This is a genomic window from Streptomyces sp. C10-9-1 (genome assembly GCF_024497955.1).
Taxonomy (GTDB): Bacteria; Actinomycetota; Actinomycetes; order Streptomycetales; family Streptomycetaceae; genus Streptomyces; species Streptomyces sanyensis.
The window spans coordinates 83,678-98,265 of sequence record NZ_JANHKP010000017.1 but is presented as its reverse complement, the minus strand read 5'-3'; the positions used below and the strand labels follow the sequence as shown (position 1 = coordinate 98,265).

At 73.0% G+C, this 14,588-nt stretch carries 10 protein-coding genes and 1 tRNA gene; 2 read left to right on the top strand and 9 right to left on the bottom strand.

Annotated elements, in window-relative coordinates; all coding sequences use genetic code 11:
* Positions 1–30 precede the first annotated feature (30 nt).
* Together NPS70_RS23495 and NPS70_RS23490 are read right to left on the bottom strand one after the other, a co-directional pair.
* Positions 31–1,191 (bottom strand): branched-chain amino acid ABC transporter substrate-binding protein, encoded by a 1,161-nt coding sequence (locus NPS70_RS23495; protein ID WP_256526371.1) that lies wholly within the window; start codon positions 1,189–1,191, stop codon positions 31–33.
* Positions 1,192–1,973: 782 nt separating this feature from the next.
* On the bottom strand, positions 1,974–2,624 hold the full coding sequence (locus NPS70_RS23490) for an ANTAR domain-containing response regulator (protein ID WP_256526370.1): 651 nt from the start codon (positions 2,622–2,624) through the stop codon (positions 1,974–1,976).
* A 101-nt stretch (positions 2,625–2,725) separates the two neighbouring features.
* On the opposite strand from NPS70_RS23490, the gene NPS70_RS23485 reads away from it, so the two are divergent.
* Positions 2,726–2,798: transfer RNA gene (locus NPS70_RS23485), tRNA-Leu, on the top strand.
* Positions 2,799–3,016: 218 nt separating this feature from the next.
* Here the strand turns inward: NPS70_RS23485 and pyk are convergent.
* Both pyk and NPS70_RS23475 read right to left on the bottom strand, forming a co-directional pair.
* Positions 3,017–4,444, bottom strand: a complete 1,428-nt coding sequence (pyk, locus tag NPS70_RS23480; RefSeq protein ID WP_256526369.1) for a pyruvate kinase — start codon at positions 4,442–4,444, stop codon at positions 3,017–3,019.
* A gap of 123 nt (positions 4,445–4,567) precedes the next feature.
* Positions 4,568–5,275 carry an SIMPL domain-containing protein gene (locus NPS70_RS23475; protein ID WP_256526368.1) on the bottom strand — a complete coding sequence of 236 codons (708 nt, stop codon included), beginning with the start codon at positions 5,273–5,275 and terminating at the stop codon, positions 4,568–4,570.
* 127 nt (positions 5,276–5,402) lie between these two features.
* Between NPS70_RS23475 and NPS70_RS23470 the strand changes: the two genes are divergently transcribed.
* The gene (locus NPS70_RS23470) at positions 5,403–7,217 is read left to right on the top strand and encodes a bifunctional UDP-sugar hydrolase/5'-nucleotidase (protein WP_256526412.1); all 1,815 of its coding nucleotides are present in this window, start codon (positions 5,403–5,405) and stop codon (positions 7,215–7,217) included.
* A 30-nt stretch (positions 7,218–7,247) separates the two neighbouring features.
* On the opposite strand, the gene NPS70_RS23465 is transcribed toward NPS70_RS23470, so the two are convergent.
* The 5 genes from NPS70_RS23465 to NPS70_RS23445 form a co-directional block, all read right to left on the bottom strand.
* Positions 7,248–8,681, bottom strand: coding sequence for a lysine N(6)-hydroxylase/L-ornithine N(5)-oxygenase family protein (locus tag NPS70_RS23465; protein ID WP_256526367.1), 1,434 nt, complete (start codon positions 8,679–8,681; stop codon positions 7,248–7,250).
* Entirely contained in the window at positions 8,647–10,053 is a 1,407-nt protein-coding gene (locus tag NPS70_RS23460; protein ID WP_256526366.1) for an aminotransferase class V-fold PLP-dependent enzyme, read from the bottom strand. Before NPS70_RS23460 ends, NPS70_RS23465 begins: the two co-directional genes overlap by 35 nt.
* Before the next feature lie 295 nt (positions 10,054–10,348).
* Positions 10,349–12,835, bottom strand: a complete 2,487-nt coding sequence (pepN, locus tag NPS70_RS23455) for an aminopeptidase N (RefSeq protein ID WP_256526365.1) — start codon at positions 12,833–12,835, stop codon at positions 10,349–10,351.
* Positions 12,836–13,119: 284 nt separating this feature from the next.
* Positions 13,120–13,443 (bottom strand): chorismate mutase, encoded by a 324-nt coding sequence (locus NPS70_RS23450; RefSeq protein ID WP_256526364.1) that lies wholly within the window; start codon positions 13,441–13,443, stop codon positions 13,120–13,122.
* Between the two features lie 195 nt (positions 13,444–13,638).
* Positions 13,639–14,412 (bottom strand): serine protease, encoded by a 774-nt coding sequence (locus NPS70_RS23445; RefSeq protein WP_256526363.1) that lies wholly within the window; start codon positions 14,410–14,412, stop codon positions 13,639–13,641.
* Positions 14,413–14,588: the final 176 nt, after the last annotated feature.

Here is a 14,588-nt window from a genome sequence, read left to right as displayed (position 1 = left end):
GGTCATGGCCTCGGCCATGCGAGCCCGGTGTCAGCCGACCAGCTCGTTGATGTTGCCCTGGTAACCGATCTTGCCGCCCTTGACCTGGTACAGGTAGACGTCGGTGCCCTTGAACTCGCCGTTCGCCTCGAAGGAGAAGGTCTTCGTCAGGCCCTTGTAGGACGCCTTCTTGAGGGCGTCACGCAGCGTCTCGCGGTCGATGTCCCCGCCGGCCTTGCGGATCTCCTCGATGATCATGTTCGCCGCGTCGTAGGACTCGGCGGAGTAGGTGCCGGGCGCCCGGCCGAAGGCCTTCTGGTAGTCCTCGGCGAACTTCTTCGTGCCCGCCTCGACGGTGGCGTCGGTGCACGGGCAGGTCAGGAACCAGTTCTCGGAGGCGTCGCCGGCGAGCTCGACGAACTTCATGTCGTTCGTGCCGTCACCGGAGATCGCGGCGCCCTTGTAGCCGGCCTCGGCGAGCTTCTTCGCGAAGGGGGCGGCGTCCTGGTAGTAGCCGGCGTAGATGAGCGCGTCGACCTTGGAGTTGACGACGTCCTTGGCGGTGGCCGAGTAGTCCGGCGTCTTCTGCGGGACGGACTTCTTGACGACCTCGATGCCGGCGTCCTTGAGGTTCTTCTCGGCCACGGTCGCGAGGCCCACGCCGTAGTCGGTCTTGTCGTCGATCAGGTAGACCTTCTTCGCCTGGACCTTCTTGGCGTAGTAGGTCGCCATCCCGGCGCCCTGCTGGTTGTCGTTGGGGACCGCGCGCAGGAAGGAGGTGAAACCGTTCGCCTCGTCGGTGAGGTTCGGGTTGGTCGCCGACGGCGAGACCGTGACGAGACCCGACTCCGCGTACAGCGGAGAGGCGGTGTTGGTCGGGCCGGAGAAGGCGGGGCCGACCACGGCGAGGACGCTCTCGTCGTCGATGATCTTCTGAGCGGTGGCGGTGGCCTTGTCCGGCAGGCCCTGGTCGTCACCGGGCACGTACTCGAGGGTGAAGTCGAGGTCGCCCTTGGCGTTCGCCTGGTCGATGGCCAGCTTGACGCCGTTCTGCATGTTCTCGCCCAGCGCGACGTTGTCGCCGGAGAGCGGGCCCTGGAAGGCGATCTTCACGGCATCGCCGTCGCCGCCCGAGTCAGAGCCGCATCCGGTCAACGCCAGAGCGCCCACGGCGAGCGGAATGGCCAGCTTGACGATGGTCTTGTTCAGCACTACGAACCCCTTGGAGCCGCCCGAACGATCTTGTCTACGAGGGCAGTTGCAGTCGCCTCTCGCAGGACACCGCTTGTCCGCGCGGTGTGCCGGGAATGTAATCGCGCGTTCGGGCGCAGGGGTAGGTGAGGAGACGATGTGTGATCGCCCTGTGACCTGAGTCATGCGCCGGAAACAGAACACTCCTTACCGGCGACCGGACATGTCATCCGGGATCCACAAGATCCCGACAACTCGCTCACGCTCGCGAGCCGCCGGGCCGGCGGATCGCCGCGGTTCGGCGGCCGTGGCGCAACCTCGCAGCTCAGAGCCCTACCCCCCGAGAGGGCCACGGTATGCGCACCGGCGGGCCCGCGTCCGGTAAATGGCTGAATTCCCCCTGTCCGCAGAGCGGACGCCCTGTTCGGGTGGAGTCGGCGTCTCATCCGGCGACACGGGCCCGCCGCGCCTCCGCACCGGGTCCGGCGGGCACCCGGGAGGCCCGTACCGCTACACGGAGTCAGCGGAGGGGCGGCCGCGGGCACCTCCGGCGGCGCGGCGCGCCCCTCCGGGCACACCACCGCCCCCCACGCCTTCACGGTCTCCACGGGATCCCCACACCCGGGACGGCAGGACCCCCGCCGCACCCGACGGGTGCGGCGGGGGTCCGCAGCCGCCCGGCACCCCGCGCGGGGGCCCGCCGGTACGGCGCACACGGTGCGCGACGGCGCCCCTGCCGACCAGCGACGAGGCGAGCGACCGGAGGCCGGGTCCGGCGGGCCGCCCGGCAGCCGGAGCGGCCCCTACTGCCCCTTCGCGGCCTTCTTCTCCTCCGCGTCCTCGATGACCGCCTCGGCCACCTGCTGCATGGACAGCCGCCGGTCCATGGAGGTCTTCTGGATCCAGCGGAAGGCGGCGGGCTCGGTGAGGCCGTACTGCGTCTGCAGGACGGACTTGGCGCGGTCGACCAGCTTGCGGGTCTCCAGGCGCTGCGCGAGGTCGGCGACCTCCTTCTCCAGGGCCTTGAGCTCGGTGAACCGGGAGACGGCCATCTCGATGGCGGGGACCACGTCGCTCTTGGAGAACGGCTTCACCAGGTAGGCCATCGCGCCCGCGTCGCGCGCCCGCTCCACCAGGTCGCGCTGGGAGAAGGCGGTCAGCATCAGCACCGGGGCGATGGACTCCTCGGCGATCTTCTCGGCCGCCGAAATGCCGTCCAGGACGGGCATCTTCACATCCAGGATCACGAGGTCCGGCCGGTGCTCCCGGGCGAGCTCGACGGCGCGCTGCCCGTCCCCCGCCTCCCCGACGACCGCGTAGCCCTCCTCCTCCAGCATCTCTTTCAGGTCGAGCCGGATGAGCGCCTCGTCCTCGGCGATCACCACACGGGTCGTCATCGGAGGTACGTGCGCGGTGTCGTCGGCGATCGGCTGGGGCGACTCGGGGGCGGTCACGGAAGGCTCCTCGTTCTCAATCAGGGTGCTCCTCAAGAGCCTACCCAGCTCCTGTATGGTTGGGGGACGAGCGGATTGCTTGATCCTTTATTTCCAAGGGAGCCCCGGTAGCCCAGCGGTAGAGGCAATGGTCTCAAACACCATCCAGCGTCGGTTCGAATCCGACCCGGGGTACTTTATCTCGCTTTCCAAGGTCACCTTCGGCCGGGTGAAACCCCCGCTCCGGTGAGCCCTCGCGCACCGCCCGGGCCATGTCACACGAAGGTGTGAGCGCGCCCGCGGCGCCGGGCCGGAATCCCGCCGGGGCGCCGCCGAGGCCACGCGCCGCCTCCCCCGCGCAGCGGACCGCTCCCCCCTTCGGCCGGGACCCCCGGCGGCGACGGGACGGCCTTTCAGTGCACGCTCTCCCCGATCCGGTGGACGCGTACGAGGTTGGTGGAGCCGGAGACCCCGGGCGGGGAGCCCGCGGTGATGACCACGATGTCGCCGGGCCGGCAGCGCCCGATCCGCTGCAGCTCCTCGTCGACCTGGGCCACCATCGCGTCGGTGGAGTCGACATGCGGCCCGAGGAAGGTCTCCACTCCCCAGGTCAGGCTGAGCTGCGAGCGGGTGGCCGGGTCGGAGGTGAAGGCCAGCAGCGGGATGGGCGAACGGTAGCGGGACAGCCTGCGGACCGTGTCGCCGGACTGGGTGAAGGCCACCAGGAACCGGGCCCCGAGGAAGTCGCCCATCTCGGCCGCGGCGCGGGCGACGGCACCCCCCTGGGTGCGGGGCTTGTTCCGCTCGGTCAGCGGCGCCAGGCCGCGTGCCAGCAGGTCCTCCTCGGCCGCCGCCACGATCCGGCTCATCGTCCGGACGGTCTCGACCGGGTACTTGCCCACGCTGGTCTCGCCCGAGAGCATCACCGCGTCGGTGCCGTCGATGACGGCGTTCGCCACGTCGGAGGCCTCGGCGCGGGTGGGGCGGCTGTTGTCGATCATCGAGTCCAGCATCTGGGTGGCGACGATGACCGGCTTGGCGTTCCGCTTGGCCAGCTTGACCGCGCGCTTCTGGACGATGGGCACCTGCTCCAGGGGCATCTCGACGCCGAGGTCCCCGCGGGCCACCATGATTCCGTCGAAGGCGGCGACGATGCCGTCGATGGTCTCGACCGCCTGGGGCTTCTCCACCTTGGCGATGACGGGGAGCCGGCGGCCCTCCTCGTCCATCACCCGGTGCACGTCCTCGATGTCCCGGCCGCTGCGGACGAAGGACAGCGCGATGACGTCGGCACCGGTCCGCAGGGCCCAGCGCAGGTCCTCGACGTCCTTCTCGGAGAGCGCGGGGACGGAGACGGCGACGCCGGGGAGGTTGAGCCCCTTGTGGTCGGAGACCATCCCGCCCTCGACGACCGTGGTGTGCACGCGGGGGCCGTCGACGCGGGTCACCTCCAGGGCGACCTTGCCGTCGTCGACCAGGATGCGCTCGCCCGGGGTGACGTCCGCGGCGAGCCCCCGGTAGGTCGTGCCGCAGATGCCGCGGTCACCGGGGACGTCCTCGACGGTCACGGTGAACGCGTCGCCGCGTTCGAGAAGTACCGGGCCTTCGAGGAATCGGCCGAGGCGGATCTTCGGGCCCTGAAGGTCCGCCAGCACGCCGACACTGCGGCCGGTCTCGTCGGCCGCCTTGCGGACGTGCCGGAACCGCTGCTCGTGGTCGGCATGGGCCCCGTGGCTCAGGTTGAACCGGGCGATATCCATTCCTGCTTCGACCAGAGCCTTGATCTGGTCGTATGTGTCGGTGGCGGGTCCCAGGGTGCAGACGATCTTTGCTCGGCGCATGATTCGAGCCTATGGCTTACCGGCGGGTAGAGAATCAGCCTCTCGTGTCCGTCCAACAACCTTTGCATGAAGGGTTATTGACAACTGTTGAATTGTGCGGAGGGGCGCTCCGATGAGCATTTCTCACAGGCTCGGCGGTGTCATCGTGAACCGTGCGTTCACCTGTGCGACGACGGTCTGCTGCTGCGGTTCGAGGTCGAGTGCGGGAGCCGCCTCCGCCTGGACCGCCCCTCCGAAACCACGCACGGCCGCGGGCGCAGGGGGACCCCCGTAGGGGGTGTGCGCCTCCGCGCCGATGTCCGCGAGTTCGAGCAGCGCGTCCAGCCGTCCGCCGAGGGCCTCGGCATACTCGCGCGCACGGCGCACCGCGTCGTGGACGGCGGCCCGGCGCGCCTCCGCATGGGCCGGCGAGTCGGCGCGCAGGGACCACCAGGGACCGCTCACCCGGGTGAGTTCCAGGTCGGCCAGGCGCGTGACGAGCTCGCCGAGGGCCGTGAAGTCGGTGAGCCGGGCGGTGATCTGGACGCTGCCGTGGTACGCGCGGACCCGCTCGCCCCGCCCGTGCTGGGCGAGTTGCGGGCTGATGGAGAAGGAGCCGGTGGAGAGCTTCTCGACGGCGTCCCCGTAGGAGCGGATCAGGTCGAGGACGGCCGCGTTGCGCCGTGTGAGGTCCTCCAGCGCGGCACGCCGGTCGCGGCCGCGGGCGGTGACGTGGACGCCGAGGGACGCGATCTCCGGGTCCACCCGGTGTCGCGCCTCGCCGCGGACCGCGACCCGGGGCGCCCCGGGCGTGCCGGGGGAAGCGGAGTGGTCGTCGGTGGCGCCGGTCATGCAGCCCTCCCGGGTCGGCGTGCGGGCCGCGCGGGTGCGCGGGCCGGTTGTGCGGCCAACCCTTCCGTACAGCAGGGTCGTTGCGCCAGAATCTACGCGCGTCGTGCAGGTGATCGAGGGAGACGAGATGCCGCTGAACCGCAGGACCTTCCTGGGGCGGTCCGCCGCCGCCGGGGCCGGGGTCGCCGCCGCCGGGGCAGGTGCGGCCCCGGCCGCCGCCGCCGAGCCGGGACGGGGAGGAGGCGGCCCGCACCGGTCCAAGCGCTACTCCTTCACCGTGATGGGGACGACCGACCTGCACGGAAACGTCTTCAACTGGGACTACTTCACGGACCGGGAGTTCGACGACAAGGACCACAACGACGTGGGCCTGGCGAAGATCTCGACCCTGGTCGAGCGGGTGCGCGCCGAGAAGGGGCGGTGCAACACGCTGCTCGTCGACGCGGGCGACACCATTCAGGGCACCCAGCTGTCGTACTACTACGCCAAGGTCGATCCCATCACGGCCCGCCGGGGCCCGGTGCATCCGATGGCCCGCGCCATGAACGCCATCGGGTACGACGCCGCGGCCCTGGGGAACCACGAGTTCAACTACGGCATCCCCGTGCTGCGCGCCTTCCAGGAGCAGTGCGACTTCCCGCTGCTCGGCGCGAACGCGCTGGACGCGAAGACCCTGCGCCCCGCCTTCCCGCCCTACAGCATGCACCGGTTGCGCACCCCCCACGGGAGCGATGTGCGGGTGGCCGTACTCGGCCTGACCAACCCCGGCATCGCGATCTGGGACAAGCTGAACGTGAGCGGGCGGATGGTCTTCCCCGGGCTGGTGGAGCAGGCCGCGAAGTGGGTGCCGCGGCTGCGGTCGATGGGCGCCGACGTCGTGCTGGTGTCCGCGCACAGCGGCTCCTCCGGCACGTCCTCCTACGGCGACCAGCTTCCCCACGTGGAGAACGCCGCCGCGCTGGTGGCCGAGCAGGTCCCCGGCATCGACGCGATCCTGGTCGGCCACGCGCACCAGGAGATCGCCGAGCACGTGGTGGTCAACCGGCGGACGGGCCGGCCCGTGGTGCTGTCGGAGCCCCTCAAGTGGGGGCAGCGGCTGACCCTGTTCGACATCGGGGTGGTCCGGGAGCGCGGCCGCTGGCAGGTGGAGAGCGTCGGGGCGCGGGTCCTCAACTCGAACACGGTCGAGGAGGACCGGGCGATCACCCGGCTGCTCGGCAGGGAGCACCGCGAGGTCGTTGCCTACGTGAACCAGGTGATCGGCACCTCGGTGTCGGCCATGACCACCGCCGAGGCGCCCTGGCGCGACGCACCGGTCATCGACCTGATCAACCACGTGCAGGCCGAGACCGTGCGGGCGGCCCTCTCCGGCGGCGAACACGCGGACCTGCCGGTGCTCTCCCAGGCCTCGTGCTTCTCCCGGACCGCCGCGATCCCGGCGGGCGAGGTGACCATCAGGGACGCGGCGGGCCTCTACGTCTTCGAGAACACCCTGGAGGCGCGGCTGATGACGGGCGCCCAGCTCAGGGACTATCTGGAGTACTCCGCGAGGTACTACGTGCGGACCGCGGCCGGCGCCCCGGTCGACCCGGCGGCGCTGACGAACGCCTCGGGGATCCCTGACTACAACTACGACGCGGTGTCGGGCCTGGTGTACGACATCGACATCGCGCGGCCGGAGGGTTCGCGGATCACGGGCCTGTCCTTCGAGGGCCGGCCGGTCGACCCGGAGCAGCGGTTCGTGCTGGCGGTCAACAACTACCGGGCGAGCGGGGGCGGGAACTTCCCCCATGTCGCGCGGGCCCCGCAGCTGTGGGCCAACTCCGAGGAGATCCGGAACACGATCATCTCCTGGGTGAAGGCCGCGGGCACGGTCGACCCGGCGGACTTCGCCTCGGTGGGCTGGCGGCTGACCCGGGAGGGCGCGCCGGTCTTCGGCTGAGTCCCGCCCCGCCCGGGCGCCCCCGGCGGGTCAGGCCTCCAGGGGGGTGAGGGCGGGGGCCTGGCCCGGGATGACCGGCGCCTCCCGCTTCTCGAGCCCGAAGCTGGTGAAGGCCGTGCGCCGGGGCAGGGGGTACGGCTCCGTGCCCGTGAGGGTGTTCAGGATGGACGCGCTCCGCCACGCCGCGAGTCCGAGGTCGGGGGCGCCGACGCCGTGGCTGTGGCGTTCGGCGTTCTGCACGAAGACGGACCCGGTGACGGAGGGGTCGAGCTTCATCCGGTACTGCGCGTCGACGACCGGGCGGCCCCCGGCGTCGCGTCGCATGTAGGGGTCGAGCCCGGCGAGGAGCCGCCCGAGGGGGCGCTCGCGGTAGCCGGTGGCGAGCACCACGGCGTCGGTGGTGAGCCGGGAGCGGGTGCCCTGCTGGACGTGCTCCAGGTGGAGTTCGACCTTGGTGGTGGCGACCCGGCCGGCGGTGCGGACGTGCACCCCGGGGGTCATCACCGCCTCGGGCCAGCCGCCGTCCAGGCTGCGCCGGTACAGCTCGCGGTGGATCGCCTCGACGGTCGCCGCGTCGATGCCCTTGTGGAGCTGCCACTGGCGGGGCAGCAGTTCGTCGCGCACCCGCTCCGGCAGGGCGTGGAAGTAGCGCGTGTAGTCCGGGGTGAAGTGCTCCAGTCCGAGCTTGGAGTACTCCATGGGGGCGAAGGCCTCCGTACGGGCCAGCCAGTGGAGCCCCTCCGCCCCCCGGGGGCGGCCGCGCAGCAGGTCCAGGAAGACCTCGGCACCCGACTGCCCCGAGCCGATGACCGTCACGTGACCCGCGGCGAGCAGTGCCTCGCGGTGGGCCAGGTAGTCGGCGGAGTGGACGACGGGGACGCCGGGGGCGTCGGCGAGGGGGCGCAGGGGGTCCGGCACCCAGGGTTCGGTGCCGATGCCCAGGACGATGTTGCGGGTGTGGGTGCGGCAGAGCGCCTCGGCTCCGCCGGCGGCGTCGAGCTGGGTGAAGTCGACCTCGAACACGTCGCGTTCGGGGTTCCAGCGCACGGCGTCGACCTGGTGGCCGAAGTGGAGTGCGGGCAGGGACCGGGCGACCCACCGGCAGTAGGCCTCGTACTCGGCGCGCTGGATGTGGAAGGTCTCGGCGAAGTAGAAGGGGAACAGGCGCTCCCGGGCCCGGAGGTAGGACAGGAAGGAGTGGGGGTTGGCCGGGTCGGCGAGGGTGACCAGGTCGGCGAGGAAGGGGACCTGGAGCGTGGCGCCGTCGATCAGGAGTCCGGGGTGCCACCGGAACTCGGGCCGCTGCTCGTAGAAGGCGGTCGCCAGTCCTTCCGGCACGCGGTCCGCGAGGGCCGCGAGGGAGAGGTTGAACGGGCCGATGCCGATGCCGACGAGGTCGAGGGGCCGGTCGGGTCCGGGGGCTGCCGCGTCAGGAGCGGGATCGGGTGCGGGCGTCGCCGTCATCGGGGGTGCTGCCTTCCACGAGGGTGATCAGGGTGCGCAGGTGGTCCGGGGTGGTGTGGGGGTTGAGCAGAGTGGCCTTCAGCCAGACGCGCCCGTCGGCGCGGGCGCGGCCGAGGACCGCGCGGCCGGAGAGGAGCAGGGTCCTGCGGATCGCGGCGGTGCGCTCGTCGGAGGCGCCGCGGGGGCGGAAGAGCACGGTGGACAGCACGGGCCGCCCGTGGAGGTCGAGGCCGGGGTGCTTCTCGACGAGGTCGGCCAGGTCCTGCGCGGTCGAGCAGACGCGGTCGACGAGGTCCCCCAGCCCGCGGCGGCCGAGCGCCCGGAGCGTGACCGCGATCTTCAGTACGTCGGGGCGGCGGGTGGTGCGCAGGGAGCGGCCGAGGAGGTCGGGCAGGCCGGCCTCGGTGTCGTCCTCGGCGTTCAGGTAGTGGGCCGTGTGGTCGAGGGGGGCGAGGAGGGCGGTGTCGCGGACGGCGAGCAGCCCGGCGGCGACGGGCTGCCAGCCCAGCTTGTGCAGATCGAGGGTGACGGTGTCCGCCCGGTCGAGCCCGGCCAGCAGATGGCGGCGGGCGTCGCTGAACAGCAGCGGGCCCCCGTAGGCGGCGTCGACGTGGAGGGCGGCGCCGTGGCGGGCGCAGGCCTCGGCGATCCCGGCCAGCGGGTCGATCCGGCCGCTGTCGGTGGTGCCCGCGGTGGCGGCGACCAGGACGGGGCCCGGGGCGGCGGCCAGGACCCGGTCGAGCGCGGCGGGGTCCCGGAGGGGCGCGGTGCGGGGGGCGGGCAGGCCGAGGAGCCAGGCGGCGCGGTGGACGGAGTGGTGGGTGTCGTCGCCGCACAGCACCTGCACCGCGCCCCGGTGCTCCCGGGCCAGGAGCAGGGCGAGCTGGTTGGACTCGGTGCCGCCGGTGGTCACCAGGGCGTCGGGGGCCGCGCCGCCGGGGAAGACCTCCCGGGCCAGGGACCGGGTGACGGCGGCTTCGAGGGCGGAGGCGGCCGGTGCCTGGTCCCAGGAGTCCATCGACGGGTTGAGCGCGGCGGCGGCGAGTTCCGCGGCGGCGGCGAGCGCCAGCGGAGGGGTGTGCAGATGCGCGGCGCACAGGGGGTCGGCGGGGTCCGCCGAGCCGTGCGCAAGGGCCTCGACGAGGTCCCGCAGGGCGGAGTCGGGGCCCCGGCCGTCCTCGGGCAGCGGGTCCCCGAGGGCCCGGGCGAGGGCGGAGTCGACGGCCTCGGGGCCTCCGGGGGGCAGCGGGCCGCCGCGGCTCCTCGCGCCGGAGCCCAGGGCGTCGAGCACGGTGCGGACCAGGGGGCGCAGAGCGGCGGGGCCGTCGGTCCCGCCGGCGAGGGGCGGCGGGGGCGGGGGCTCTGCGCGCATCGGGGTCCTTCGGCGGTCGCGGGCGGGACCCGGAGCACCCGGCGTCCCGTGTGTCCAACGAGCCGGGAGCGGCGGGGTTTTGGCCCGGCGCCCGCCCACCGGGGCGCGCACGGCGCACAGGGTGGTGCAGCGCGCGTGCCGGGGTGTGACGCACGCCGCCGGGGCGCGCGGTTGCGGGGCCAGGCGCACGGGCGCGGGCCGCAGGCGGCGTCCGCTGGGCCGGGAGTGCGGACCGCCCTCGCCCCCGCCGAACGGCCCGGCCCGGGGCGCCGCCGCCGCGGGCCCCGCCGTCCCCTCAGACGCCCCGGACCCGCAGCGCCCGGGCGAGGTCGTCGAGCTGGTCGACGAGCTTGCGGTGCAGCGCGGGCAGCATCTCGGAGCCCTTCAGGCAGTCGCGCCCCTGCCGCAGTGCCTCGGCGGTGACCTCGTGGGCCGGGAAGGCGTACCGCCCCGCGGCGTCCGCGATGGCGGGCCCCCGGCGGTCGGCCAGCCCCACCGCGTCGGCGTAGAAGCGGCCCACGTACTCCCGGGTCAGCGACGCCTGCTCGGGCTGCCAGAACCCCTGCGCGGTCGCGGCGAAGAGGTAGTTCGACAGCTCCTCCCCCTCGAACATCCGGGACCAGGCGGCCGCCTTGGCCTCCGCGAAGGGCAGGGCGGCGCGGCAGCGGACGGCACCCTCCAGTCCGGTCGCACTGGGGTCCCGGGCGAGTTCGGCCGCGATCTCGGGCTCCCCGGCCTCGCCGAGCACGCAGAGCCGGGTGAGGATGCGCCAGCGCAGCTCCGGGTCGAGTTCGGGGCCTCCGGGGACGCTGCCGTCGGTCAGCCACTCCTGGATGGACGCCGAGTGGGCGGCGGCGTCGACGAAGTGGCGGACCGCGGTCAGCCGCATGCCCGGGTCGCTGCCGTCCTCGGTGCGGCGGAGCAGGGCGCGGCAGGTGTCGGTGAGGAGGGACAGGGCCGCCGGCCGCCGGCCGGGGGCGAGGTAGCGGTCGGCGATCTGGGTCGCGGCGAAGGACAGGACGCCCTGGACGACGGCGAGGTCGGTCTCCTTGGGCAGATGGGCGCGGGCGGCCTCCAGGTAGGCCGCCGGGGCGAGTTCGCCGTCGCGGACCATGTCGCGGGCCGCGTTCCAGACCACGGCGCGGGTCAGGGGGTCGGGGATGCCGGACAGGGAGCCGAGGGCGGTGGCCCAGGACTCCGCGTCCAGGCGGACCTTGGCGTAGGTGGTGTCCCCGTCGTTCAGGAGGACCAGTGCGGGGCGGCGCCCGGGGTGGGGTTCGCCCTCGGTGAGCGGGACGTCGACGTCGATGCGCTCGCGCAGCACGAGGGACCCGGGGCGGACGGGGTCGCGGTCGTAGGCGCCGACGGTGATGCGGTGCGGGCGGCCGCCGTCGCGGTCGACGGTGAGGGTCCAGCCGCCGGGGCCGTCGGCGACCTGCGGGGTCAGGGTGTCGACCCCGGTGGTGCGCAGCCAGCTCTTCGCCCAGCCGTGGACGTCGCGGTCGGTGGCGGCGGCGAGCGAGTCGAGGAAGTCGGCCAGCGTGGCGTTGGCGAACCTGTGGCGCCGGAAGTGGTTGTTGATCCCGGCGAGGAAGTCCTTCTCCCCGAGCCAGGTGACCAGCTGCCGCAGGGCGGAGGCGCCCTTGGCGTAGGAGATGCCGTCGAAGTTGAGCATGGCGGAGGCGGTGTCGGGGACCGCGTCCGGGTCGGGTGCCACGGGATGGGTGGAGGGGCGCTGGTCGGCGTCGTAGCCCCACGCCTTGCGCGCGATGCCGAAGTCGACCCAGGTGTCGGTGAAGCGGGTCGCCTCGGTGAGGGTCTGGTAGCCCATGTACTCGGCGAAGGACTCGTTGAGCCAGATGTCGTCCCACCAGGCGAGGGTGACCAGGTCGCCGAACCACATGTGGGCCATCTCGTGCGCGATGACCATGGCTCTGGTCTGGCGCTGGGTGTCGGTCACCGCGGAGCGGAAGACGAACTCGTCCCGGAAGGTCACCAGTCCCGGGTTCTCCATGGCGCCGGCGTTGAACTCCGGCACGAACGCCTGGTCGTAGGAGTCGAAGGGGTAGGGCTCCTCGAACTTCTCGTGGTAACGGTCGAAGCACTGCCGGGTGATCTCGAACAGCTCCTCGGCGTCGGCGTCGAGGTGGGGGCCCAGCGAGCGGCGGGTGTGCAGTCCGAAGGGCAGCCCCGCGTGCTCCGTGCGGACGGAGTGCCAGGGGCCGGCGGCCACGGCGACCAGGTAGGTGGAGATCGGCGGCGTCGCGGCGCAGCTCCAGCGGCCGTCCCCGTGGTCGGTGGCGACGCCGTTGCCGAGGACCGTCCACCCGCCGGGTGCGGTGACGGCGAGCTCGAAGACGGCCTTCAGGTCGGGCTGGTCGAAGGCCGCGAAGACCCGCTGGACGTCCTCCATGAACATCTGGCTGTAGACGTAGGTCTCGCCGTCGCTGGGGTCGGTGAAGCGGTGCATGCCCTCACCGGTGCGCGAGTAGTCCATCAGCGCCTCGACCTGGAGCCGGTGCTCGCCGGGTTCGAGGGTCAGCGGGTACCGGTTGCCGTCGAGGGCGCCGGGGTCGAGTGCCTGTCCGTCCAGCGTGAGGGAGTGGAGCGCGGAGGGCTTGAGCTCGACGAAGGTGTCCCCGGCGGAACGCGCGGTGAAGTGGATCAGGCTCCTCGACGCGAAGGTGTCGTCCCCGGTGGTGAGGTCGAGGTCGATCGCGTAGCGGTGCACGTCGATCAGCTGGGCTCGGGTCTGCGCTTCGTCGCGCGTCAGTACGGACATGGGGGTCATGCTGCCCGATGAGTGCCCCCGGGTACACGGGGGTGCCGTGCGCTGTGGGCGCACAGGCCCGCACGCGGCGGGCGCAGAGGCGCGGCGGGCGCATGTCGGGGGCGCGCGGACGGGCCGGAGGCGGTCGCTCCGGCGTCGCGGCCGGGGTACGGGGGGGTACGGGCGGGTGCTGCGCGCGGACGGTGCGGGCGGCGCGGGGGCGGCCGGGCGGGGCCCGCGGGGCCGCCGGGGCCCGGGCGGCGCGGCGGCTCGCGGTCCCCGGGCGGCCCCGGGCGTCAGCCGTTCCCGGGAGGGGCGTTCTCCGCGATGGTCTCGTGGTGGCGGATCACCTCGGCGATGATGAAGTTCAGCAGCTTCTCGGCGAAGGCGGGGTCGAGCCGCGCACTCTCGGCGAGGTGGCGCAGGCGCTCGATCTGGCGCGCCTCGCGGGCCGGGTCGGCGGGGGGAAGCTGGTGCTCGGCCTTGAGATGGCCGACCTGCTGGGTGCACTTGAAGCGTTCGGCGAGCATGTACACGACCGCGGCGTCGATGTTGTCGATGCTCTCGCGCAGGCGGTCGAGTTCGGCGCGTACGTTCTCGTCGATGTCCTTCGTGGTCATGGTCAGCGAGCTTACGTCGAAGGGGCGTCCCGGTCCGCGGGTGCCCGGGGACCGGGACGCGTCAGGGGCGGCACGAGAGCCGGGGCGGGCCGCCGCCCGCCCCGGCACCCCGGCCGCGCCCCCCGCGCCGTGCGGCGGGGGCGCGGCGGCTGGGGCGCCGCCCCGCCCCGACCGGGGCACGGGGGCGGGCCGGTCCTAGAGTCCGGCCGCGGCCGACCGGATGGCGGAGGCGAAGGCCGAGACCTCGGTGTAGACCCCCGGGTATCCGGCCCGGGCGCAGCCGTAGCCCCAGCTCACGATGCCGACCTGGATCCAGTCGCCGGCGGCGTCGCGGCGGAACATGGGGCCGCCGGAGTCGCCCTGGCAGGTGTCGACGCCGCCCTGGCTGTAGCCGGCGCAGATCTCCTCGTCCGCCACGAGTTCGCGGCCGTAGGCCTGGCTGCAGGTGGAGTCCGGGACGAAGGGCACCTGGGCCTTGAGCAGGTAGCGCTGCTGGAAGCCGCCCTCGCGGTTGGCGCCCCAGCCGGCCACCGTGAAGGTGCCGTTGTCGTACGCGGTGGTGTCGGCGATCTTCAGGGTCGGCAGGTCGATGGGCCGGGCGAGCTTGATCAGGGCCCAGTCCTTGCCGCTGCCGTTGTAGCCGGGGGCGCGCAGGACCTTGGTGGAGCGGACCGTGATCGCGCTGGAGCTGCGCAGGTCCACCGTCCCCGCGGTGGCGGTGATGCCGGTGTTGTCGCCGGAGGAGCCGACGCAGTGGGCGGCGGTCAGGACGATGTCCCGGGCGTAGAGGGCGCCGCCGCACCCCATGGAGAGCCGGACCATGAAGGGGAACTCGCCCTGGGCGGCGCGGGTGCCGCCGACGACGGGCTGGGGGGCCGCGGTGGCGGCGGCGGGCTGGAGGCTGACCGCGGCGAGCACGACCGCTCCGGCGGCGGCGCAGCGTTTGAGGGCACGCAGAAGCTGCTTCAAGGCACTGCCTTTCGTGGGGGGTTGAGGCATGCACCGGCTGGTGTGCGCATGACGCGGAACGTGGGGATGACATGCGCTTGACAAGCCTTACTGCGGATTATGAGCACCGGGCGACAGGCCCACAAGAAGGCGCTTTCGGCCACCCGCCCGGGGACGCGCCCGCCGCCGCGCCGCGC

Excerpts from the sequence above, each read along its gene's own strand:
- NPS70_RS23450 (WP_256526364.1), bottom strand. The coding sequence starts at position 13,443 with ATGACCACGAAGGACATCGACGAGAACGTACGCGCCGAACTCGACCGC.
- NPS70_RS23460 (WP_256526366.1), bottom strand. The coding sequence starts at position 10,053 with ATGCGCGCAGAGCCCCCGCCCCCGCCGCCCCTCGCCGGCGGGACCGAC.
- NPS70_RS23465 (WP_256526367.1), bottom strand. The coding sequence starts at position 8,681 with ATGACGGCGACGCCCGCACCCGATCCCGCTCCTGACGCGGCAGCCCCC.
- NPS70_RS23475 (WP_256526368.1), bottom strand. The coding sequence starts at position 5,275 with ATGACCGGCGCCACCGACGACCACTCCGCTTCCCCCGGCACGCCCGGG.
- pyk (WP_256526369.1), bottom strand. The coding sequence starts at position 4,444 with ATGCGCCGAGCAAAGATCGTCTGCACCCTGGGACCCGCCACCGACACA.
- pepN (WP_256526365.1), bottom strand. The coding sequence starts at position 12,835 with ATGTCCGTACTGACGCGCGACGAAGCGCAGACCCGAGCCCAGCTGATC.
- NPS70_RS23470 (WP_256526412.1), top strand. The coding sequence starts at position 5,403 with ATGCCGCTGAACCGCAGGACCTTCCTGGGGCGGTCCGCCGCCGCCGGG.